The following is a 22,632-nucleotide window of genomic DNA, read 5'->3' as shown; positions in this document are numbered from 1 at the left end:
CAAAACAGCTTGGAGGCCCGCATCTGGAACAGGTTCCCTAGCTGTATTTACAGTCTACCCGGAATAGCTGAACCTAGCTAGTCCCGTGCCAGCGCCAGGAACTCGGTTCGCAGTGCCAGGTTCGGCTGCAGCTCGCCCAGCAGGGTCGAGGTGATGGTTTCTTCGCCGATGGCGCGGATGCCACGGCTTTCCATGCACAGGTGGCGGCACTTGATGACCACGCCGACTGCTTTTGGTTCCAGCACTTCCATCAGCGCATTGGCGATCTGCATCGTCATGCGTTCCTGCACCTGCAGGCGCTTGGAAAAGATATCGACCAGGCGGGTCAGCTTCGACAGGCCGACGATTTTGCCGTTCGGCAGATAGCCAACGGTGGCCTTGCCGAAGAACGGCGCCAGGTGGTGCTCACAATGGCTGTAGACAGGGATGCCACGCACGACGATCAGCTCGTTGTATTCTTCGGCGCCGTCTTCGAATGCCTTGAGCACTTCCACCGGATTCTGGTCATAGCCCGACGTCCAGTGCTTCCAGGCCTTGGTCACGCGCGCAGGCGTTTCGATCAGGCCGGGACGGTCCGGATTTTCGCCCAGCGTCTTCAATAGACGACGCCAGTCGTGTTCGGTGAAAGCTTCTTTGTCAGACATGGTGCACCCTAAAATAACGATTGCCGCCAGTATATAGAAAACGTCTGGCCCCGGTCGGGGTAGGCCTATTCTTGCGCTAAATCATCTGCTGCATGCGACATATCTCATAACGTTGAATACATTACCCATTCACGGAGAGCGCCATGTTCAGCAGCACGGTACTGGAAGTGGTCATCGGCATGGCCTTTTGCTACGGCTCCCTGGCGCTGACCGTCACCACCTTGCAGGAGTCCTTGTCGGCCGTGTTCAGCCTGCGCGCTCACATGCTGCGCGCCTGCATCCAGCGCATGCTGCGCGACCCCGAGTTCACTGGCGCCGCACGGGCCTTGTACGCACACCAATTGATCAGTACGCGCACCGATTTCGCCGACCCGCACGCGCCACCGAACCCCGGTCCATCCTACATCCAACCGGCCAACTTCGCGCTGGCCCTGATCGACGCCATCCGTACCGGCGGCGCAGCGCTCGACAGCGCCATTGCCGCCGTGCCCGATCCGCAATTGCGGCGCACGCTGGACACGCTGTACGTGCAAACCGGCGGCGACATGCAGCGTTTCCAGGCGGCGCTGGGGGGCTGGTTCGACAGCACCATGGAGCGCCTGGCAGGCACCTACAAGCGGCGCCAGTTGCTCATGTCGTTCCTGCTGGCGCTGCTGCTGGCGATCCTGCTCAATATCGACAGCATCCACCTGTTTCAGACACTGTGGCAGCATCCGACCCTGGCTGCCGGCATTGACGCGGTGCCTGGCGCGGTGGATGCAAAGCTGGCAAATGGGCTGGCGGCGCTGCCGATCGGCTGGACCAGCTTCCCGCCGGTGCTCGACGCCAGCTTCGCGCTGCAGGTATCCGGCTGGCTGATCACCGCCAGCACGACGCTGTTCGGCGCGCCATTCTGGTTCGACATCCTGCAGAACACCATCAACCTGCGCAGCACCGGCACCAAGCCGGCTTCGGTGCAGCCAGGGCAGACCGTGGCGCGCTCACCTGCTCCGGGCGATGGCCGGCCGGCGGTGGCCGGGGCACCGGCGCCGTAACGCCACGCCAGGCGTTACGTGCCGGGTGGCCGGTGCGCGTCGATCAGCACGCTCGAGATCGACATCTGCGGTATCCGCTCCGGCCACTCGTCACCCGGGCCGAACCAGCGCGCCTCGGCGATTTCAGCCGGGTCCACGCGGATCTCGCCGTCGAGATAATCGGCCGTGAAGGCCAGCATCAGCGAATGCGGGAACGGCCACGACTGGCTGGCGAAATAGCGCGGATTGTGCACACGCAGTCCGACCTCCTCGAACACTTCGCGCGTGATGCATTCTTCGATCGACTCGCCCGCTTCCAGAAAGCCCGCCAGCGGCACGAAGCGCTGCGTGGCATGCAGTACGTGCTTGGCCAGCAGCACCTGGTCGCCCTTGCGGATCAATACCATCATGGCCGGCGAGATGCGCGGATAGGCCATGTGACCGCACTGCGGACACTTGAAGCAACGCTCGCCGGTGGCCAGCACCGTGCCGCTGCCGCACACGCCGCAGAAGCGATGGGTACGTGCCCATTCCGCGACCTGGGCGGCGCGACCGGCGAGGCCCACCAGCGACTCGTCCATCACACCAAACAGTGCGCGCAGGCCGCGCCACGCATAGCCTGCCGGCAGCGCGGGTTCGGCATCGAGCCAGCCGGTCTGGCAATACCGGCCATCGAGCAGGCCGAGCGGCTGCAGGTGTTCGCGCAGGGCGCCGACCTGTTCGAGCACGGCGACGTCGGGCAGCGCCGGCCCGTCTTCACGCACCAGCAATTGTCCCTTGTGGAACAGGAAGTTCAGCGGCGCCGGATCGGGATGCGGCGCAAACAGTGGCGTGAAGGAAGCAGGCGTATGCAGCATGGTCGATGAGGTGGTCAATGAGATCGCTAAATGATACTGCCTTTCACGGTTCGGGATTTGGTGCCCCCATGCCCGTTGACCGACCCGGCCAACGTGATGGACGCAGGCCAGCGCGCCTTCAATAGACGCGCTATTTCAATTGTGGATGCTTTACATCGGCGTTGCCGGCATGCGACGCACTGGCGCCTTGAACTGCTCTTGACCCGATGTCATTAACGAAATCGCCCTGGAAGTTGTCTAGTCAGGTTATGTTGCAATTTGCCGACGCGCGCTCTGACTTTTGCCTCATTGATTGTTGTGTAAGTCATTAATTTATTAGGGAAAATAGTTGGACTCTGGCGTCTAGAAAGCGTTGTATTCGCGCTGAAAATGTCACCAATTTCCACACAGAAATAGCGCTTTTCGTCCAGAATAGATAGCTATCTATCTAAATCGTACTGTCATGGACAAACTGTCATCACTGGTCGGTCGCCATTCATTCAACGCCCGTATTTTCTATAACGGCGCGTTTTGCGATACCAATCAATTCACCGAAAACGGTGTCTCCGGTCAGCTGCACGTGGTGCGCGAAGGACCGGTCGATTTCATCCATGACGATGGCGAGGTCATCACCGTCACCGAACCGTCGCTGCTGTTCTATCCGCGCGGCGCCAGCCACCGTTTGCACGTGCATCCTGGCCACACCGCCAACCTGCTGTGCGCGCACATCCAGTTTCAGGACGAAATGAGCAATCCGCTGTCGCGCGTGCTGCCCAACTGCCTGGTCATGCCGCTGAGCGAAATTGCCGGACTGCGCTCGACGCTCGACCTGCTGTTCAGCGAAGCCAGCCAGGCCGAGCCGGGCCGCGAAGTTATCCTGGATCGCCTGTGCGATGTGTTGCTGATCCAGGTGATTCGGCGCGAATTCGACAGTGGGCGCCTGTCGCTGGGCCTGCTCGCCGGCCTGTCGGACCGCCAGTTGTCGCTGGCCCTGACGGCCATCCACGAGCGCCCGCATGAGCCATGGAGCCTGCAATCGCTGGCCAAGGTAGCCTGCATGTCGCGCGCCGCATTCACCGAACGCTTCCGCGATGTGATGGGCATGCCGCCGGGCGAATACCTGACGCGCTGGCGCATCGGCGTCGGCAGCCGCCTGCTGCGCCAGGGCATGCCGGTCAAGCAGGTCAGCAGCCGCGCCGGCTATACCAGCCCGTCCACGTTCACGCGCGCCTTTACGACCATGATGGGCGCCTCGCCGCGCGAGTGGCTCAAGCAAGCAGCGGGCTGATCCAGAAACGACAACGCAGACGGGCCTTGCGGCGCCGTCTGCGTTTGTGTTTGCAGCTCATGCATGCGGCCATCCAGGCCGCAGCGCACGCAACTCACTTCAGCATGCGGGTGCGGCACGCCACCATTGCGATCACGATCGACAGGCCGCCGATGTAGGCAATGGCTGCCTGCATGCCAATAAAGTGCGCGACGGCGCCGATGGCAGGCGGGCCCATGAGGCTGCCGCTGTACGCCATGCTCGCCACCGCAGCCAGGGCTGCAGGGCCTTGTGCACCAGCCGCGCTGAACACGAACGGGAACACCAGCGCCAGGCCAACACCCGCAACAGCGAAACCGATCAGCGCTACATAGGCGTTCGGGGCCAGCACCGCGAAGAACAGGCCGGCGGCCGCGATCATGGCGCCGGTGCTGACCAGGCGCTTGGCGCCATGGCGTTCTTTCAGTTTGTCGCCGAACATGCGCGAGATCAGCATCATCACCGAGAAAGCGGACAGCGACAGCGGCGCCAGACCATCCGACGCACCAAAGTGTTCTTTGAGGAACATGCCGCTCCAGTCAGCGATACTGCCTTCAGCCATCGAACCGAAGAAGCCCAGCAGACCTAGCAGCACCAGCGGACCGCGTGGCAATGCAAACGATTTCTTCTCGACCTGGACACCGACTTCATCCGCTTCCAGCACACTGTAGGCCATCCACAGCACGACGGCCAATGGACCGGCCAGCATCAGGAAATGGGTTGCCGGTGCAATCTTGAGGCTGGCCATCAGGCTGCCCAGCGTGGCGCCCACCAGACCGCCAGCGCAGCACAAGCCATGCAGGCGCGACATTTCCGACTTGCCGCTGACTTTTTCGCGGCGCGCTGCCGCCGAATTCATTGCCACATCGAAGATGCTGGCGGTCACGCCAAGCATCAGCACCGACATCATCAGGCGCGGCACGGTCGGCGCCATGCCGATCGACACCAGCACGCTCAGCAGCGCCAGGCCCGCGAGCAGAATGGTCTTGCGGGCGCCGAAGCGTTTCATCATGAACGACGAGACCGGATACGACAGCACGGCGCCCAGGCCACCACAAACCAGCACCATCGACAGCGCCGCATGCGACACATTGACGCCGGCAGCCAGCGCGGGAATGCGGCCAGCCCACGATCCCATGATCAGGCCAAACAGCGCGAAGACGAGTGGCAGGGAATATTGCTGGGCTTGTACAAGGACAAACGACGAACGGCGCGGCGCAGAAACAGAGGTGTGCATGAAAGCGGTGAAATGTTAAATTTATTGAGGTGTCAAAGGATTGGCAAAGTGCTCTTCAGACGCCAGCCGCGCGTAGAATATTTACTTGAGGCATCTGATGGACCGCAATTCTAAACACCTTTTTTCGCTATGGTTTTCTGAGCGGAAAAATATTTTCAACCGTTGTTTTGCACTCACACATAAAAGTCGAAACCATTAGCTTGAACACATCAGACGATAGCGATTACATATCATTTAGCAGGCGAAAAGCTTGTAAAGCAAAGGATATGCAACGATTTATTGCGCTCCTTGCGTTGCAAGGCGATTGCAGTTTGCAGGCAAGCATTTGATGCATCGCACCAAAATGCGCCGGATATCGATGTTTTTGCGGTGTCTGAATCGCCTGCTCAGCAAAGCAAAGAGCCACATGAAGATTTTTGTTGGGAAATAAAATGATTGTGTCAGGTCAAACAGACCATGCCTGCACCAATTGTTAAATCACTGCTTGAAAGTACCGCATATTTTTCGTGCAGCGGCACAAAAAAAGGCTGCCCTCGGGCAGCCTTTTTCGTCATCGACACCATCCTGGTTTCCCAGGCAGCCATGTCTTACACCAGTTGCAGCGTCACATCGATATTGCCGCGGGTCGCGTTCGAATACGGGCACACGATGTGCGCGCGGTCGATCAGCGTTTGCGCTTCATCGGCCGGCACGCCTGGCAGGCTGATCTTGAGCAGGACTTCGATGCCGAAGCCGGTCGGGATCGGGCCGATGCCGACCGTGCCTTCCACCGCGACGTCCGGCGAAATCTTCAGCTTGTCGCGGTTGGCGACGAATTTCATCGCGCCCAGGAAGCAGGCCGAGTAGCCTGCAGCGAACAGCTGCTCAGGGTTCGTGCCAGCCAGGCCATTACCACCGAGTTCTTTTGGGGTGGTCAGCTTCACATCCAGTGCGCTGTCCGACGACACGGCGCGGCCTTCGCGGCCACCCGTTGCGGTGGCGTTGGCGCGGTAGAGAACGTTTTCGATTGCCATGATGAGACTCCTTGAAAGGGTGGCGGATGCCCGCCGAACTGTTTAACGCTATTATATAGCGCGCTATTTAAATGGGTTGCTGCCTTGGCCCGCCGACCCGCTCGCCCGTTCCGGGGTACGTTCGGCGCTGCCATGAACAGCATATTACATAGCTCGCTATTTAATAGCAAGCTATTTTTATGAAGTCACTTGAGCAAGCCTGCAAAATGGCGCTTACACCAGCCGCACCGACTCCCGCACAACAAGACTCAACCCCGGCACATCGGCCGCCGGTTGCTGATGCCCCAGCATCGCCAGCATGCGCCGCCCGATCCCGGTGCCGACTTCATACAGCGGCTGGCGCACGGTGGTCAGCGGCGGCGTCGTGTACATCGAGCTTTCCAGATCGTCGAACCCGACCAGCGAGATGTCTTCGGGTACGCGGATATTGCGGCGGTACAGGGCCAGGCGCGCGCCATATGCAGTCAAATCGTTGGCCGCGAAGATCGCGCTGAAACGGACATTGGCCACCAGCAGGCTGTTCAGCGCCAGCAAACCGCTGGACTCGCTGAAGTCGCCCGTCACGACCAGCCGTGGGTCGCTTGCGATGCCGTGTTTGGCCAGTGTGTCGTTGTAGCCCGCCAGGCGTTCGCGTGCGTCGCGATGATCGGGTGGCCCGGCAATATGGGCGATGCGCCGGTGCCCCTGGCTGATCAGGTATTCCACCGCTTCGCAGGCGCCGCCGTAGTTGTCCAGGCAAAACGCCTGTGTGCGCTCGCCCTGCACTTCGCGCCCGAACGCCACGATCGGTACGCGGCGCGAAAAGTCGAGGATCTGCTTGTCGCTCATATTGCCGGTCAGGATCGCCACGCCATCGACGCGGCGCCCGATCAGCAGTTCGACCCGCTCGGCTTCCTCGTCGGCATGCCAGTGGCCACTCATGATCAACAGCGCATAGCCAGAGGCCTTGACCGCATCTTCGATGCCGACCATGGCGCGGTTGAAGTAACCACTCTCGAGCGACTGGGTGAGTACGCCGATGGTGTTGGTGCTGCCCATCTTGAGGCTTTGCGCCAGACGGTTGGGTTTGTAGTTGAGCTCATCGATGACACGCTCGATCGTGCGCCGCTTGTCGTCCGACACCTTGGCGGTGCCATTCAAAAAGCGCGAGACGGTCGCCGGCGACACGCCTGCCCTGCTGGCGACCTGGTACAGCGTGGTGATACCGCTATCGATGTTTTTCATGAAGCGTTCTGGACAGGTCCGGGGCAATTTGTTGCTTGAAGTATATCACGCAGCTTTCACATAAAACGGCCGCTGGAAGATGCTTATGAAACGCTTTCATGAACAATCCGTCGTTGACCTGCAACAAACCCGCTACTCCCTATCATAAATACTAATTGACATTTTTTTACCGATGAAATTACTATGAAACCGTTTTCAAGATTGATGAAACCGATTTCTTATCAGTCCTAACGCAAGCAGCATCCATAAAACTATATCGGAGACAAGCATGACAACCATGACGCCCCAACTGGCAGGGGTCCGTACGCCCTCGTCCGCCCCTATCCGCCTGGCCATCCTGACGCTGCTCGCCAGCATCGGCACGGCGCAGGCCCAATCGGCTGCCGATCCGGCGTCGCCTGCCGCCGCCACCCCGGCAGCAGTCGTCGACAATGGCCGCATCGCCGAAGTGGTCGTGACCGCCACCAAGCGCTCGACCTCGCTGCAACGCACCCCGATCGCGGTCACCGCGCTGACCGCCGCCACGCTGGCCGACAACCATGTCCAGACCCTGCTCGACGTCGTCGCACTGGTGCCGGGCTTCCAGGCCACGGCCCAGGGTGACCACGGCGTAACCACGATGACGCTGCGCGGCATCGGCAACGACAGCGCCAAGACCGAATACGCCGATCCTGAAGTCGCTTCGTTCGTCGACAACGTGTATTCGCCACGCGCCGAAGGCGCCACTGCCCTGCTGTTCGACGTCGAAGGCATCGAAGTGCTGCGCGGCCCGCAAGGCACGCTGTGGGGCCGCAACTCCACCGTCGGCGCCGTCAATATCCAGACCGTCAAGCCAGAGCTGAACAGCCGCTCGGGCTATGTTGAAGGCGGTATCGGCGACTACAACCGCATCGGCACACGCGGTGCGGTCAATGTGCCGCTGTCCGAAACGGCAGCACTGCGCTTTGCCGTCGTGCACGAGCGTCATGACGGCTACGTCGATTACCAGCAATTCCCGAACCCGTCGATCGCGCAACAGCGCGCTGCCTACCTGGCCGCCGGCGGCGCCGCTGCCGGCTTCCGCCCGATCAATCCGAACAATTACGTCTCCGGCGGCGACAAGTACAGCGCCCAGGACCAGACTGCAGCGCGCATGTCGCTGCTGTGGCATCTGGCGCCGAACCTGCGCTGGAACATCGCCTACGAAAAATTCATCGACCGCGGCACCCCAAGCGCCAACCTGATGCAAACGCCACGGGCGGGCCAGGACCACTGGTCGACGCTGTCCGATTCGTCGCCATGGGTCAACCGTGACAGCGACAACGTGCGCAGCCGCCTGAGCTGGGACATCAGCCCTGACCTCGCGCTGCAATACGTGGCCGGCTGGTCCAAGTACAGCGGCGACATGCGCTTCGACCAGGACGGCGGCACGATCCTCCCGACCTCGATCATCTCGGGCGGCAAGTTCCAGGAACACACCACGACCGACTCCAACTACCGCAGCTACAGCCACGAAGTCCTGCTGCAGTCGGTCGGCGCGCGCGTCATCGACTGGCAGGTCGGCGCCTACTACGGCAAGGAAAAAAACAATATCCGCTTCGACATCGGCGGCATGAACGGCACCGAAGACGGCACCGTGGCATGGCAGGGCTCGTTCATCCAGCCTGACCAGACCGTGGAAAACTCGGCCGTCTTCGGCCAGGCCACCTGGAACATCACCGACGCCTGGCACCTGACCGGCGGCGTGCGCTACACCCACGACAAGCGCGTCCACATTGGCGGCCGCGGCTACACCTGGGCGTACGACGCCAGCGCGCCACAACTGCCGCTCAATCCGCAGATCGATCCGCGCGATCCGGTCAACGGCTACCAGGCCGGCGTGCCGAACGATGGCCGCTACAGCGACAACAAGGCCACCGGCCTGGTGCGCGTGAACTACGACATCGACCGCAGCAATATGGTGTATGCGAGCGTGTCGACCGGTTACAAGGCCGGCGGCGTGCAGGATCGCGGCTTGCCATACCAGCCAGAGACGCTGACCAACTTCGAGATCGGTTCGAAGAGCACGTTCATGGACGGCGCACTGCGTATCAACAACGCGCTGTTCTACATGGACTTCAAGGACTTCCAGTTCAATTCGCCGGTCAGCTTCTCCGACGGCAGCCGTGGCCTGGCCATCGAGAATGCCGATGGCGCCAAGGTCACGGGCCTGGAAACCGAGATCGCCGCCCGTATCGGGAAAGACGGCCGCCTGTCGATCGCGCTGGCAGTGCTCGACACCAAGCTGGGTCACCTGGTCGCCGGCTCGAACGACTATGCGCTGCCACCGTGCACGGTCGACACCCGCATCGAGACCTGCCTGGACGTGAGCGGTCACAAGCTGCCGCACGCACCGAAGTTCTCGACCACGGTACAGTACCAGCACACGTTCCGCCTGGCTGATGGTGCTACCCTGGTGCCGCGCATCACGGCGCGCTACGAGGATGAAGTCAGCCTGAGTGTGTTCGACCTGGGTCCGGAAGACCGCCAGAAAGCCTACGCCAGCGCCGACCTTGGCCTGCGCTACGCGAAGGACAAATGGTGGGTCGACGCCTTCGTGCGCAACGTCGGCGACAAGAAGATCAAGACCAGCGCCTTCAACGGCTTCGGCCCTTGGCTGGCGCAGTACAAGCCACCCCGTACGGTTGGCGTGAATACCGGCTTTGATTTCTAAAAGCTGAAGCATGGCAAGCGCGCCCGGTGGGCGCGCTGCTTTTTTTGTTTGACCTGAATCTGCCCCAGCAGTGATCCGAGAGTTCCATGACCAACAGCCCCGACTTCGACTTCCGCAACAACTTTCCTTCCGACTTCACCTGGGGCGTGGCCACCAGTTCCTTCCAGATCGAGGGCGCTGCCGCCGTCGATGGGAAGGGGCCGTCGATTTGGGACACCTTCTGCCTGGACCAGAACAATATCAAGGACGGCAGCGACGGCATTGTCGCTTGCGACCACTACCACCGCTACCAGGAAGACGTCGGCATCATGGCCTCGATCGGCGTGGACGCCTACCGCTTCTCGTTCGCCTGGGCTCGCGTGCAGCCGGATGGCAAGGGCGCCTGGAACGAAGCGGGCTTCGATTTCTATGACCGTCTGCTGACCGAACTGGCGAGCAAAGGAATCCGCGCGCACGCCACCCTGTACCACTGGGACCTGCCGCAAGGCCTGCAGGACGATGGCGGCTGGCTCAATCGCGAGACCGCCTACCGCTTCGCCGATTACGCACGCGAAATCGCGCGCCGCTTCGGCAACCGGTTAGAAGCCATCGCCACCCACAACGAACCGTGGTGCACGGCCAACCTGGGCTACGGCAATGCGCAGTTCGCACCCGGCGTGGCCGACCTGAAGCAATCGATCCAGGTCTCGCACCACCTGCTGCTGTCGCACGGCCTGGCCATGAGCGCAATGCGCGAGGTTGGCAGCAGCGCGCAGCTGGGCATCGTATTGAACCAGTGGACGGCCGATGCGGCCACCGATTCGCAGGCCGACCGCGACATGGCCGAGTTCGAGTATGCACGCTCGGTGCAGTGGTTCATGGACCCGATCTTCAAGGGCCGCTATCCGGAACTGGCGCTGCGCGGCCATGGCGAGAACGCCCCCGTCATTGCTGACGGCGACCTGGCCATCATCCACCAGAAGATCGACTTCCTCGGCTCGAACTACTACTTCCGCTCGTGGTGCAGCGCCAGCACGCCGCCTGTACCGGCGCCGGCGCGCCACGGCGTGACCGACATGGGCTGGGAAATCTTCCCTGAAGGCCTGTCCGAACTGCTGCTCAAACTGAAGGCCGAATATCCCGACCTGCCGCCGGTATACATTACCGAAAACGGCATGGCCAATCCGGACGTGCTGGAAAACGGCCGCGTGCACGATGCGGCGCGCATCGCCTACGTGCGCAGCCACCTAACCGCGCTCAAGGACGCGATGGATGCGGGCGTCGACGTGCGCGGTTATTTCCTCTGGAGCCTGCTCGACAACTTCGAGTGGAATTCGGGCTACGCCAAGCGCTTCGGCATCGTGCACGTGGACTATGCGAACCAGCAGCGCACGCTGAAGGACAGCGCGCTGTGGTACCGCGAATTCATCGCCAGCCGCATCAAGGCTTGATCAACGGGATCGATCATGCGTCCTGCCAAAACCGTATCACCGCTGCTGTGGGTCCCGACCGGCTACTTCACGATGGCGCTCGGCTACGTGATGCTCACCAGCGTCACCGCCATCATGTTCAAGAATCTGGGCATGGACAATGGCCGCGCGGCCCAGTATTCGAGCCTGTTGATCCTGGCCTATACGGTCAAGCCGCTGTTCGCGCCGTTCGTCGAGATGTACCGCACCAAGAAGTTCTTTGTCCTCTGTTCGCAGCTCGCCATCGGCGCCGGCTTTGCCGGCGTGGCGCTGCTGATGGAACTTCCTGGCTACATGACCTTTTTGATGGCGATCTTCTTTGCGCTGTCGTTCATCGGCGCGACGCAGGACATCGCCAGCGACGGCGTGTACGTCACATCACTCGACGCGCGCGCGCAGTCGCTGTACTGCGGCATCCAGAGCCTGTCGTGGAATATCGGCCCGATCGTCGCTGCCGGCGGCATGGTCTACCTGAGCGGCTACCTGCACACCCACGTGTTCGGCCATGACCCGGGCGTGTTCGGCCCGGACTGGATCGACGCCTGGCGCATCATCTTCCTGCTCGTCGGTGGCCTGACGCTGCTGATGGCGCTGTGGCACTGGCGCTTCATGCCTGAGGGCGCGCGCGCCGCCGACACGCCATCGAGCGCGAAGGACGCCGGCCGCATCCTGGTCGATGCCTTCGTCACGCTGTTCCAGAAGCGCGGCGTGTGGCGCATGATCGCGTTCGCATTTCTGTTTCGCTTCAGCGTCGGCCTGCTGGAAAAGATCGGCCCGTTCTTCATGGTCGACCCGGCCTCGAAAGGCGGCCTCGGTCTGTCCAACGAGATGCTGGGCCTGATCTACGGCACCTATGGCCTGGCCGCGGTGCTGGTCGGCTCGCTGCTGGGCGGCCTGTATGTCGCCAAGCGCGGCCTGAAGTCGACGCTGTTCGTGCTGTGCTGCGCGATCAACATCCCGAACGTCGCCTTCCTGGTCATGAGCATCTATACGCCATCGAGCCTGGTGCTGATCACGCTGGGCGTGGCCATCGAAAAGTTCTTCTTCGGCTTTGGCGCGGTCGGCTTCATGATCTATCTGATGCAGCAGCTCGCACCAGGCAAGTACACGACCACCCACTACGCGTTCGGCACTGGCCTGATGGGCCTGTGCGGCATGGTTACGGGCGTCATCAGCGGCCACCTGCAGGAGATGATGGGCTACGTCGCCTACTTCGGCCTGGTAATGGTCGCGACGATCCCGTCGTTCATCGCCACCTGGTACGCGCCGTTCTATCACGACGACGGCAGCACGCCGGCGGCGGGCGTCGGCACGGATGGCAAGACGGTGCCGGCATGAAGCGCACGGTATTCGCCACGGCGCTGCTGACGCTTGCTGCCGGCGCCGGATCTGCAGAGATCAAGGTCAATGCGGTGGGCTTTCTGCCGCAATCGCACAAGCTGGCCGTCATCCCGCAGGCGGTCGGTGCAAACCGGTTCGAGGTCGTCGATGCTGACGGCAAGGTCGTGCTGGATGGCGCGCTGGATGCGGCGAGCCGCTGGGCGCCGTCGGGCGAGACCGTGCGCGTGGCCGACTTCAGTGCGCTGACGCAGGCCGGCGCCTACCGCGTCCGCGTGGGCAGCCTGCTGTCCGATCCGTTCACGGTCGCCCAGGATGGCTACCGCGCGCTGGGCGACGCGGCCCTGAAGGCGTTCTACTTCAACCGCAGTGCGATCGCCCTCACGCCGCAATTTGCCGGCGCGTGGGCGCGGCCCGCCGGCCATCCGGACGACAAGGTGCTGGTGCACGCGTCGGCGGCATCAAAAGCGCGCCCGCAAGGCGCGGTCATCGCCAGTCCCAAGGGCTGGTACGACGCCGGCGACTACAACAAATATGTGGTCAACTCGGGCATCTCGACCTACACGCTGCTGGCCGCGCTCGAGCACTTCCCCGATGTCTTCAAGCGCGACATCGGCATTCCCGAATCCGGCAACGGCGTGCCCGACATCCTCGACGAGGCGCTGTGGAACCTCGACTGGCTGCTGACGATGCAGGACCCGGCCGATGGCGGCGTGTACCACAAGCTCACCAACCTGCGCTTCGACGGGATCGTGATGCCGCATGCGGCATCCACCACGCCGCGCTACGTGGTGGCCAAGAGCACGGCGGCGGCGCTCGATTTCGCCGCCACGATGGCCACCGCCAGCCGCGTGCTGGCGCCGTACGACGCAAAGTGGCCCGGCCTGTCGCAGCGCATGCTGGCGGCGGCGCAGGCCGCGTGGCGCTGGGCCGAAGCGCACCCGAATGTCGTTTTCAAGAACCCGAAGGATGTCGTCACCGGCGAATACGGCGACGCGCAGCTGGCCGACGAATTCGCCTGGGCAGCGGCCGAACTGTTCATCGCGACCGGGCAGGATGGATATGCGAAAGCCTTCATGCAGCGTGACGCCGCACTCACCACACCGGGCTGGGACAATGTAGCTGCGCTGGGCTGGATGTCGCTGGCGCACCATCGCGGCCGCCTGAAGCCCGGCATCGACCGCGCCCTGATCGATCGCCGCATCGACGCACTGGCCAGCCAGCTCGCGGCCACGGCCGATGGCGGCTACCGGGTGCCGCTGGCATCAAAAGACATCGTCTGGGGCAGCAATGCGGTGATCCTGAACCAGGGCATGATGCTGCTGCAGGCCTACCGCATCAATGGCACGCCGGCCTATCTGCAGGCGGCGCAGTCGAGTCTCGATTACGTATTGGGCCGCAACGCCACCGGCTACACGTTCGTCACGGGCTTTGGCGCGCGCCCGGTCATGCATCCGCACCACCGGCCATCGATGGCCGATGGCGTGGCTGCGCCGGTGCCAGGCTGGCTCGCCGGCGGCCCCAATCCGGGCCAGCAGGACGCCAAGGACTGCCCGCCGTATCCGAGCAAGCTGCCCGCGCTGTCCTATCTCGACCACGCATGCAGCTACGCCGCCAACGAGGTCGCCATCAACTGGAACGCGCCGCTGGTGTACGTGACCGCGGCGCTGTCCGCGCTCACGCCCCATGCCATGACCGACACTGCCACCGTCTCGCTTGCCGCGCTGCTGCGCGAAGAACAGCAACTCCAATTCGACCGCTTCGACGATGCCACCGCGCGCGCCGTTGGCGCACAGCTCGTTGCGCGCGCCGAGCGCGAACACAAGACGGTGACGATCCAGGTCACGCGCGGCGACGCCGTGCTGTTCAAACAGGCGATGCCGGGGGCGTCACCGGATCACGCCGACTGGATCCGCCGCAAAAACAATCTGGTGGGGCGCACCGGCCACAGCTCGTTCTATACCCACAACGAAGTGCGCCAGGGCGGGGGCGACCATGATGCGCTGCCGGGCCTGGACATGCGCGACTACGCGGCTCACGGCGGGGCCTTCCCCGTGATCGTGCGCGGCCAGGGCGTGGTTGGCACGGTCACCGTGTCCGGGCTACCGGGACCGGACGACCATGCGCTGGTGGTTGCGGCGCTGAAGGACTACCTGGCGCCCGGTTCGCCGTAACGGCGCGCGGCTTCCTGGCGGTACCACTGCCAGGCAAAGCGCCACACCACCACGGTCACGATCACCAGCTTGCTCCAGATGAACAGCCAGACCGGGGTGGGCAGGTCGATGCCAAGGCTGGTCCAGCGCACGACGCCGGTGGCGATCATGATCAGCACGACCGGCGCCAGCGCCAGCAATAGCGGCCGCACCAGTTGGCGCCGCGTGCGGGTACAGGGAGACGTCATCATGGCGGGGACAGGGTTGGTTGAATCGGCCATGCAGGATTGAGCGGGACGAGCCTGACATCCTACCAGCCTGCGTGTCGAACCAGGACGACTACCAAGAGGCCGGCTTTACGCCGCTTTACATTTGTCGCCCTGTTGCGCAGTCGGTCTCAAGCCGTTAAAGAGATACGATTCGCCACAGGACAAACATCATGGTTTCCAGCATCAGCAGCAGCACCGCAACCCAGGCCACCTACGCACCGGCCACCAGGAAAACGCCCGATGAGACCGTTGCTACCCCTGGCCCGGTCCCCACGACGGACGAGCAGGACAGCGCTGCGCCGCCGACCCAGAGCGCCGAATCGGCCGCCAGCGCGCGCCTGGGCGACCAGCTGAATGCCCAGGCCGATGCGTCGCGCGTGCAGCGCGCGGTAGCCGAAGCAGGCACTGAAAGCGACACGACAACGGCAACCGGGAGTGAAGCGTCGAGCGAGGCAGCCACAGGAGCAGCAGCGGCCCCGACCGGCGGCGCAGCGCCCGCCGCATCAACGTCCACGTCCGCCACGTCTTCAACGACCAATGACTACGTCGCCGAGGCAGACACCAATTCGGACAAGACCGTCAGCGACGACGAGCAAGCCGCCTACGACACCAAGCTGCGCCAGCAGGCCGAAGCGGCTGCCGCGACGAAGGCGGCGGCGGCAAAAGAAGCCGCGCCACAGGATGCGCTGACTGCCGAAGTGCGCGCCACGTATGGCGTCGATGAAGCCGCTGAACCGGTGCTGAACATCACGGCCTGATGCCCGAATTTGTTGCGCTGCACCCGAAGTTACAAGCAGTAAAATCGAAATAAACGACGAAACGCGTTGTAGTCAGGTCGTCAACTACGGTAGAGTGTCGCATTCCGAGAAGTATTTCACGAGGCGGCGCATGCCAGAATTTAGCCCAACTACGCCCCCCGGATCGTTGATTGCCAACCATCTGCACGCCTGCTTTGCCGGGCTGCCGGATGCCATCTGGCACGCAACCAACCAACAATCACCCTCGCCGGTGACCACGACGGTACGCAACGTACCCGTGGCGCCGGCGACGCACGCCCATGGCGCGGCGCATGCAGTACGCACGCGCGCGCCGGAGAACACCATGAACCAGCCCCAACCTGCCCTGCGCCTGTGCGCACGCCGTTACATGTCGCACTGCCCCGAAGGATGATGTCGATGACCTCACTGCCACTGATCCTCCTCGTCCTTCTCCCCTTCGCGGGCGCCATCATTTCCGCCTGCCTGCCCAACACATCGCGCAACCGGCCCGCCGCCGTTGCCGGCGTGTTCACCCTGGCGGCGCTCATCATCGCCATCTCCAAATTCGACGAACTCGGCGCCGGCCAGGTGGTATTGGAGCGCTATGAGTGGCTGCCGCTGTTCGGCCTGGACTTCATCATGCGCATGGACGGCCTGGCCTGGCTGTTCTCGATCATGGTGCTCGGCATTGGCCTCCTGGTGATCCTGTACGCGCGCTACTACATGTCCAAGCAGGATCCGGTGGCGCGCTTCTATGCCTACATGCTGGCGTTCATGGGTTCGATGATGGGCGTGGTCCTGTCCGGCAACCTGATCCAGCTGGTGGTGTTCTGGGAACTCACCAGCCTCACGTCCTTCCTGTTGATCGGCTACTGGCAAGATAGTAACGATGCCCGCCGCGGTGCGCGCATGGCGTTCACCGTCACCACCGCCGGCGGCCTGTGCCTGCTTACCGGCGTGCTGATCCTGGGCCACATCGTCGGCAGCTACGAGCTCGATGCGGTGCTCGCCGCCGGCGACCAGATCCGCGCCCATTCGCTGTACCTGCCGGCCCTGATCCTGGTGGCGCTGGGCGCGCTGACCAAGAGCGCGCAGTTCCCGTTCCACTTCTGGCTGCCCCATGCGATGGCTGCGCCCACGCCCGTATCGGCCTACCTGCACTCGGCCACGATGGTCAAGGCCGGCGTGTTTCTGCTGATCCGCCTGTGGCCGGCGCTGGGCGGCACGCCCGAATGGACCTGGCTGATCGGCGGGGCCGGCGTCATCACGCTGCTGCTGGGCTCCTTCTTCGCGATCTTCCAGAACGACATGAAAGGATTGCTCGCCTATTCGACCATCAGCCACCTGGGTCTGATCACGGTGTTGCTGGGCATCGGCTCGCCGCTGTCGGTGGTGGCGGCGATCTTCCACGTGATGAACCACGCGATCTTCAAGGCGTCGCTGTTCATGGCGGTCGGCATCATCGATCACGAGACGGGCACCCGCGATATGCGCGTACTGCGCGGGCTGCGCCGTGCAATGCCCGTCACTGCCGCGCTGGCGATCGTCGCATCGGCCTCGATGGCCGGTGTGCCACTGCTGAACGGCTTCCTGTCGAAAGAGATGTTCTTTGCCGAGACCGCGCACGTGGGCGGCACCGAAGACTGGAAGATGTCGTATGCGGCCGTGGCGATGGGCATCTTCAGCGTGGCGTATTCGCTGCGTTTCATCAGCGTGTTCTTTGGCCAGCTGGCCAAGGACCTGCCGCAGGAACCGCATGAGCCGGTACGCTGGATGCGCTTCCCGGTCGAATGCCTGGTGGTGCTGTGCATCGCCGTGGGCGTGATGCCCGAGCGCGTGGTGGGCGACATCCTGGCCGTGGCGTCGAGCTCCGTGCTGGGCGCGGCCATGCCGGCCTACGATCTGGCGATCTGGCACGGCTTCAACCTGGCGCTCGGGATGAGCGGCGCGGCGCTGGTACTGGGCGCCCTGCTGTACTGGGTGCTGCTGCGCCGCCACGACCTGCGCGAACGCACGCGGGTGCCGGTGCTGCACCGCCTGAAAGGCGCGCAAGCCTACGAGAGCACGATGCTGGCGCTGTCGCTGGGCGCGACCTGGATCATCCGCCTGACCGGCACCCGGCGCCTGCAGCCGCAACTGCTGGTCCTGATGTCGTTCATGATCGTCGTGCCGCTGCTGCTGGTCGACCCATGGTTCAGCCTGCCACCCGTGAACCTGCTGAATATCGAACCGCTGTTCGCCGTGCTGTGGCTGATCGGTGCCGCCTGCGCTGCCGGCGCGGCCTACAAGGCCAAGTACCACCGCCTGGCGGCGCTGAGCATGGTCGGCGGCACCGGCATCGTCACTGCGATCACCTTCGTCTGGCTGTCGGCGCCCGACCTGGCGCTGACCCAGCTGATGGTCGAAACCGTGACCACGGTGCTGATCCTGCTCGGCCTGCGCTGGCTGCCGCCGCGTCTGGTGCCGAAGGTGCTCAAGCTGACGAAGGCGCCGCCAAGCACGTGGTTCCGGCGCTCGCGCGACAGCCTGATCGCCGTCGGCGGCGGCCTGGGCATCGCTGCGGCCAGCTACGCGGTGCTGATGCGCACCCCGCCGCCGTCGATCGGCGAATTCTTCGTGCTGCGCGCCCTGACCGAAGGCGGCGGCTCGAACGTGGTCAACGTGCTGCTGGTTGACTTCCGCGGTTTCGATACGCTGGGCGAAGTGACCGTGCTGTCGGCCGTGGCGCTGACCGTGTATGCACTGCTGCGCCGCTTCCGCCCTGCGACCGAATCGATCGCGATTCCCGTGCAGCAGGCCAGCGACGTCGATCCGACCAAGGACCAGGCACCGGCCGCGCAGGCGCGCCACGGCTACCTGATGATCCCGGCCGTCTACCTGCGCCTGCTGCTGCCGGTGATGGGCGTGATGGCAGCCTACTTCTTCATGCGTGGCCATAACCTGCCTGGCGGCGGCTTCGTCGCCGGCCTGATTTTTGCCACCGCGCTGATCGTGCAGTACATGGTTGCCGGCACCGACTGGGTTGAATCGCACCTGCGCCTGCGCCCGCACCGCTGGATTTCGTGGGGCCTGTTCTGCGCCTGCTTCACCGGCATCGGCGCCTGGTTCCTCGGCTACCCGTTCCTGACCAGCCATACGGCCCACCTCGACCTGCCCGTGCTGGGCGAACTGCACGCGCCGAGCGCGTTCATGTTCGACCTGGGCGTGTTCCTGGTGGTCGTCGGGTCGACCATGCTCACGCTCGTCGCGCTGGCCCACCAGTCGCTGCGCAGCCACCGCCTGGCCGCCGACGCCACGCGCGTCACCATTCCACCTGCCAAGGAGATCCTCTGATGGAGCTTGTTCTTTCGCTTGCCATCGGCATCGTGTTCGCCTCCGGCATCTGGCTTGTCCTGCGTCCGCGCAGCTTCCAGGTGCTGTGCGGCCTGATGCTGATGTCGTACGCCGTCAACCTGTTCATCTTCGCGATGGGGCGCCTGTGGATCGATGCGCCGCCGCTCACCCCGGCCGGCACGCTGCCCAATCCGGCCATCCTGGCCGACCCGCTGCCACAGGCGCTGGTCCTGACCGCGATCGTGATCGGCTTTGCCACCACTGCCCTGTACCTGGTGGTGATGATCGGTTCGCGCGGCCTGACCGGCACCGACCACGTTGACGGCCAGGAGCCCGATTTATGAGTCTGCACTGGACACAGCACCTGATCCTGGTGCCGGTAATACTGCCGCTGCTGGTCGGCGCCGCACTGGCCCCGCTCACGCAGGGCTGGCACCGCCTGAAGTTCTGGCTCAGCTACGCGTCGATCCTCGGCCTCGTGGCCAACGCACTGGCGCTGGTTCACTTCACTGACGGCGGCGCCTGGCAAGACGGCATGGGCATCTACCTCGCCGGCAACTGGAGTGCGCCGTTCGGCATCGCGCTGCTGGCCGATCGCCTGAGCAGCATCATGCTGCTGCTGACCGCCCTGCTGGGCCTGGCCTCGCTGCACTTCACCAAGCAGCGCTGGGGCCGGATCGGCGTGCACTTCCACACGCTGTTCCAGTTCCTGCTGATGGGCATCAACGGCGCGTTCCTGACGCACGACCTGTTCAACCTGTTCGTGTTCTTCGAAGTGATGCTGGCCGCCTCGTACGGCCTGGTGCTGCACGGGTATAACGCCGAGCGCATCCGCGCCAGCATGCAGTACATCGCGATCAACCTGGCCGCCGCGCTGCTGTTCCTGCTCGGCCTGGCGCTGATCTACGCGACCACCGGCACGCTGAACATGGCCGATGTGGCGGGCCGCGTGCCGCTGCTGGCGGGCGACGACCTGGCGCTGTTCAAGATCGGCGCGACGATGATGGCGCTGACCTTCCTGACCAAGAGCGCGATGTGGCCGCTGGGCTTCTGGCTGCCGACCACCTACGCCGCCGCATCGCCGCCGGTGGCGGCCATGCTGGTGCTGATGACGAAGGTCGGCGCGTATGTCGTGCTGCGCCTGTGGCTGCTGATCTTCTCGGACGACGCCGGCGCCGCTGCCGGCTTCGGCCAGGACGCGCTGCTGTACGGCGGCATGGCCACCATCGTGTTCGGCGCCGCCGGCATGCTCTCGACCGACACGGCCGGGCGCATGGCCGGTTACGCGGCGATCATCTCGTCCGGCACACTGCTGGCGGTGATCGGCTACGGCCAGCCGAACCTGGTCACGGCCGGCATCTACTACCTGATCGGCTCGACGCTCGCGGTGGCCGCGTTCCTGCTGTTGATCGAGCTGATCGACCGCATCCGCACGCCGCGCTCGGCGATGCTGGCGCTGACCATGGAAGCCTACGCGGTCGAAGATGCACCGGTCGAACCGGTCGGGCGCGGCGTGCCGGCCGTCATGGCGTTCCTGTCGCTGGCCTTCGCTGCATGCGCACTGATGATCGCCGGGTTGCCACCGCTGCCGGGCTTCATCGCCAAGTTCGGCATGTTCCATGCGGTGCTCCACCCGCAGGTCGTGGCCACGGCCGCGAACGGCGTCATGACGGGGCCGACGACGATCCCGACCGCCGGCTGGGTGCTGATCGCGCTGATCGTGCTGTCGGGCCTGATCGCCGTGATCTCGATGATGCGCTTCGGTGTGCGCACCTTCTGGGCCAGTGGCGTGTTGGTGCCGCCCAAGCTGCACCGCACCGAAGTGATGCCGATTATCTTCTTGCTGGGACTGGCGATCGGGATGACGATCCAGGCCAATGCGCTGTTTGGCTACCTGGCACGCGCCAGCGACGCGATCCATCGCCCGGCAACCTATATCGGCCGCGTACTGTCCGAGCCGAGCCTGCCCGGGCCGGCCTCATCGCCCGCCCCCACCATCAACCTGACACCGGAGGCGCCATGAAGCGCTGGCTCCCCCACCCCGTCGTCTCGCTGCTGCTGTGCGGCCTGTGGCTGTTGCTGAACCAGACGTTCTACCCAGGCCACGTCCTGCTCGGCGCCCTGCTCGGCATCGCCGCGCCGATCCTGACGCGGCATCTCAACCCGCTCGGCTACCCGCGCATGCGCGCACCCGTCGTGGCGCTGCGCCTGCTCGGCTTTGCATCGGTCGAGGTCGTGCGCTCATGCTTCAACGTCAGCCGCGTGATCCTGTTTGCCGATTACGCCAATCTCAAATCGGAGTTCATCCGCGTGCCGCTGACGATGCGCGACGAGTACGGCCTGGCCGCGCTGTCGTGCCTGATCAACATGACGCCGGGCACGGTATGGACCGAGATCCAGCCCGACACCCATGAACTGGTCCTGCACGTGTTCGACCTGCACGATGCAGCCTGGTGGGTCGACACCATCCAGACCCGCTACGAGCAACCCCTGATTGAAATCTTCGAGAAGAAAGGCCCCCATGGCGACCCTGCTTGAACTGTCGATCGGCTACGCCCTCGTGTGCGCCATGGCGGCAATGCTGCTGTGCGCCATACGCCTGCTGATCGGGCCCTCGGCCCACGACCGCGTGCTGGCGCTCGATACCCTGTGGATGTGCGGCATGCTGCTCGCGCTGGTGCTGGGTATCCGCTTCGGCACGCAAATCTATTTTGAGGTGGCGATGCTCATCGTGCTGGTCGGCTTCGTTTCGACCATCGCGATCGCCAAGTTCCTGATGCGCGGGGAGATCATCGAATGAATGGCATCGAACACTTGCCCGACTGGGCTGCCCTTGTCGTCTCGCTTCTGTTGATCGTGGGCGCGAGCATCGTGCTGATCGGCGCGCTGGGCCTGCTGCGCCTGCGCACCTTCTACCAGCGCATCCACGGCCCGGCCATTACGGTCACCATCGGCGCCGGCAGCCTGCTGCTGGCCTCCATGCTGTACTTCACGGTCGCGCAATCGCGGCCCGTCGTGCATGAAGTCATCATCACGCTGTTCATCCTGCTCACGGCGCCCGTGGTGTCGATGATGATCATGCGCGCCGCCGTCTACCGCGACCTGCGGGCCCGCCGGCCCGATGCCGGCGCCACCGCCGGCGACGTCTACTCGATCGTCGACGAAGAATAAGTCACGGGCCGGGGCCGATACGCGCCCCGGCCTTCCTCTTTCGTAGAGTAAATACAACACTCCAGTCATGACGTTGGCGCATCGCAGCAATGATAGCGCTATCAAGTCACGTCTTTGCACGCCGAGTCAGCGCCCCTGAGCCACCGCGAAATTTCCGGCAAGACACCCACAATCCCCTGTCAGATTGCATTGCGTTG

Annotated in this window: 21 protein-coding genes; 14 read left to right on the top strand and 7 right to left on the bottom strand. The window is 63.8% G+C overall.

Annotated features, from left to right (window positions below; translation table 11 throughout):
* Positions 1-77: 77 nt before the first annotated feature.
* Positions 78-644 (bottom strand): GTP cyclohydrolase I FolE, encoded by a 567-nt coding sequence (gene folE, locus NX775_RS22645; protein WP_258838037.1) that lies wholly within the window; start codon positions 642-644, stop codon positions 78-80.
* Between the two features lie 143 nt (positions 645-787).
* Between folE and NX775_RS22640 the strand changes: the two genes are divergently transcribed.
* Complete coding sequence (locus tag NX775_RS22640; protein ID WP_258838036.1) at positions 788-1,678, top strand: hypothetical protein; 891 nt, start codon at positions 788-790, stop codon at positions 1,676-1,678.
* Between the two features lie 14 nt (positions 1,679-1,692).
* On the opposite strand, the gene nudC is transcribed toward NX775_RS22640, so the two are convergent.
* Positions 1,693-2,514 (bottom strand): NAD(+) diphosphatase, encoded by an 822-nt coding sequence (nudC, locus tag NX775_RS22635; protein WP_258838093.1) that lies wholly within the window; start codon positions 2,512-2,514, stop codon positions 1,693-1,695.
* Between the two features lie 442 nt (positions 2,515-2,956).
* On the opposite strand from nudC, the gene NX775_RS22630 reads away from it, so the two are divergent.
* A complete protein-coding gene (locus NX775_RS22630) occupies positions 2,957-3,781 on the top strand; it encodes an AraC family transcriptional regulator (RefSeq protein WP_183555212.1) in 825 nt (274 codons plus the stop codon).
* Between the two features lie 94 nt (positions 3,782-3,875).
* Here the strand turns inward: NX775_RS22630 and NX775_RS22625 are convergent, their stop codons facing one another.
* The 4 genes from NX775_RS22625 to NX775_RS22610 form a co-directional block, all read right to left on the bottom strand.
* Positions 3,876-5,036, bottom strand: coding sequence for an MFS transporter (locus NX775_RS22625; protein ID WP_258838035.1), 1,161 nt, complete (start codon positions 5,034-5,036; stop codon positions 3,876-3,878).
* Positions 5,037-5,476: 440 nt separating this feature from the next.
* The gene (locus tag NX775_RS22620; RefSeq protein WP_258838034.1) at positions 5,477-5,620 is read right to left on the bottom strand and encodes a hypothetical protein; all 144 of its coding nucleotides are present in this window, start codon (positions 5,618-5,620) and stop codon (positions 5,477-5,479) included.
* Between the two features lie 3 nt (positions 5,621-5,623).
* On the bottom strand, positions 5,624-6,049 hold the full coding sequence (locus tag NX775_RS22615; RefSeq protein WP_183555210.1) for an organic hydroperoxide resistance protein: 426 nt from the start codon (positions 6,047-6,049) through the stop codon (positions 5,624-5,626).
* A gap of 213 nt (positions 6,050-6,262) precedes the next feature.
* On the bottom strand, positions 6,263-7,273 hold the full coding sequence (locus NX775_RS22610) for a LacI family DNA-binding transcriptional regulator (RefSeq protein ID WP_258838033.1): 1,011 nt from the start codon (positions 7,271-7,273) through the stop codon (positions 6,263-6,265).
* Between the two features lie 268 nt (positions 7,274-7,541).
* Here NX775_RS22610 and NX775_RS22605 point away from each other — a divergent pair, with 268 nt between their 5' ends.
* The 4 genes from NX775_RS22605 (at position 7,542) to NX775_RS22590 (ending at position 14,925) form a co-directional block, all read left to right on the top strand.
* Positions 7,542-9,965, top strand: a complete 2,424-nt coding sequence (locus NX775_RS22605; RefSeq protein WP_258838032.1) for a TonB-dependent receptor — start codon at positions 7,542-7,544, stop codon at positions 9,963-9,965.
* A gap of 86 nt (positions 9,966-10,051) precedes the next feature.
* Positions 10,052-11,395: a GH1 family beta-glucosidase gene (locus tag NX775_RS22600; RefSeq protein ID WP_258838031.1), complete on the top strand. Its 1,344-nt coding sequence runs from the start codon at positions 10,052-10,054 to the stop codon at positions 11,393-11,395.
* A 15-nt stretch (positions 11,396-11,410) separates the two neighbouring features.
* Positions 11,411-12,751 carry an MFS transporter gene (locus NX775_RS22595; protein WP_258838030.1) on the top strand — a complete coding sequence of 447 codons (1,341 nt, stop codon included), beginning with the start codon at positions 11,411-11,413 and terminating at the stop codon, positions 12,749-12,751.
* A complete protein-coding gene (locus NX775_RS22590; protein ID WP_258838029.1) occupies positions 12,748-14,925 on the top strand; it encodes a heme-degrading domain-containing protein in 2,178 nt (725 codons plus the stop codon). Before NX775_RS22595 ends, NX775_RS22590 begins: the two co-directional genes overlap by 4 nt.
* Here the strand turns inward: NX775_RS22590 and NX775_RS22585 are convergent.
* Positions 14,901-15,185 (bottom strand): hypothetical protein, encoded by a 285-nt coding sequence (locus tag NX775_RS22585; protein WP_258838028.1) that lies wholly within the window; start codon positions 15,183-15,185, stop codon positions 14,901-14,903. The genes NX775_RS22590 and NX775_RS22585 overlap by 25 nt on opposite strands.
* 158 nt (positions 15,186-15,343) lie before the next feature.
* On the opposite strand from NX775_RS22585, the gene NX775_RS22580 reads away from it, so the two are divergent.
* From NX775_RS22580 to mnhG, 8 genes are all read left to right on the top strand, one after another.
* Entirely contained in the window at positions 15,344-15,931 is a 588-nt protein-coding gene (locus tag NX775_RS22580; protein WP_258838027.1) for a hypothetical protein, read from the top strand.
* Between the two features lie 130 nt (positions 15,932-16,061).
* On the top strand, positions 16,062-16,343 hold the full coding sequence (locus NX775_RS22575) for a hypothetical protein (RefSeq protein ID WP_258838026.1): 282 nt from the start codon (positions 16,062-16,064) through the stop codon (positions 16,341-16,343).
* A 5-nt stretch (positions 16,344-16,348) separates the two neighbouring features.
* Positions 16,349-19,264, top strand: coding sequence for a monovalent cation/H+ antiporter subunit A (locus tag NX775_RS22570; RefSeq protein ID WP_258838025.1), 2,916 nt, complete (start codon positions 16,349-16,351; stop codon positions 19,262-19,264).
* Positions 19,264-19,608 carry a Na+/H+ antiporter subunit C gene (locus NX775_RS22565; protein WP_183555200.1) on the top strand — a complete coding sequence of 115 codons (345 nt, stop codon included), beginning with the start codon at positions 19,264-19,266 and terminating at the stop codon, positions 19,606-19,608. Before NX775_RS22570 ends, NX775_RS22565 begins: the two co-directional genes overlap by 1 nt.
* Positions 19,605-21,287: a monovalent cation/H+ antiporter subunit D gene (locus NX775_RS22560; RefSeq protein ID WP_258838024.1), complete on the top strand. Its 1,683-nt coding sequence runs from the start codon at positions 19,605-19,607 to the stop codon at positions 21,285-21,287. Before NX775_RS22565 ends, NX775_RS22560 begins: the two co-directional genes overlap by 4 nt.
* Positions 21,284-21,802: a Na+/H+ antiporter subunit E gene (locus NX775_RS22555; RefSeq protein WP_183555198.1), complete on the top strand. Its 519-nt coding sequence runs from the start codon at positions 21,284-21,286 to the stop codon at positions 21,800-21,802. Before NX775_RS22560 ends, NX775_RS22555 begins: the two co-directional genes overlap by 4 nt.
* A complete protein-coding gene (locus tag NX775_RS22550; protein ID WP_183555197.1) occupies positions 21,786-22,064 on the top strand; it encodes a K+/H+ antiporter subunit F in 279 nt (92 codons plus the stop codon). Before NX775_RS22555 ends, NX775_RS22550 begins: the two co-directional genes overlap by 17 nt.
* Entirely contained in the window at positions 22,061-22,435 is a 375-nt protein-coding gene (gene mnhG, locus NX775_RS22545; RefSeq protein ID WP_183555196.1) for a monovalent cation/H(+) antiporter subunit G, read from the top strand. The genes NX775_RS22550 and mnhG overlap by 4 nt, the downstream gene beginning before the upstream one ends.
* Positions 22,436-22,632: the final 197 nt, after the last annotated feature.

It is taken from the genome of Massilia aurea, assembly GCF_024753205.1.
GTDB lineage: Bacteria > Pseudomonadota > Gammaproteobacteria > Burkholderiales > Burkholderiaceae_D > Telluria > Telluria aurea.
The sequence above is the reverse complement of the archived record's forward strand: the minus strand, read 5'-3'. Positions and strand labels throughout refer to the sequence as shown.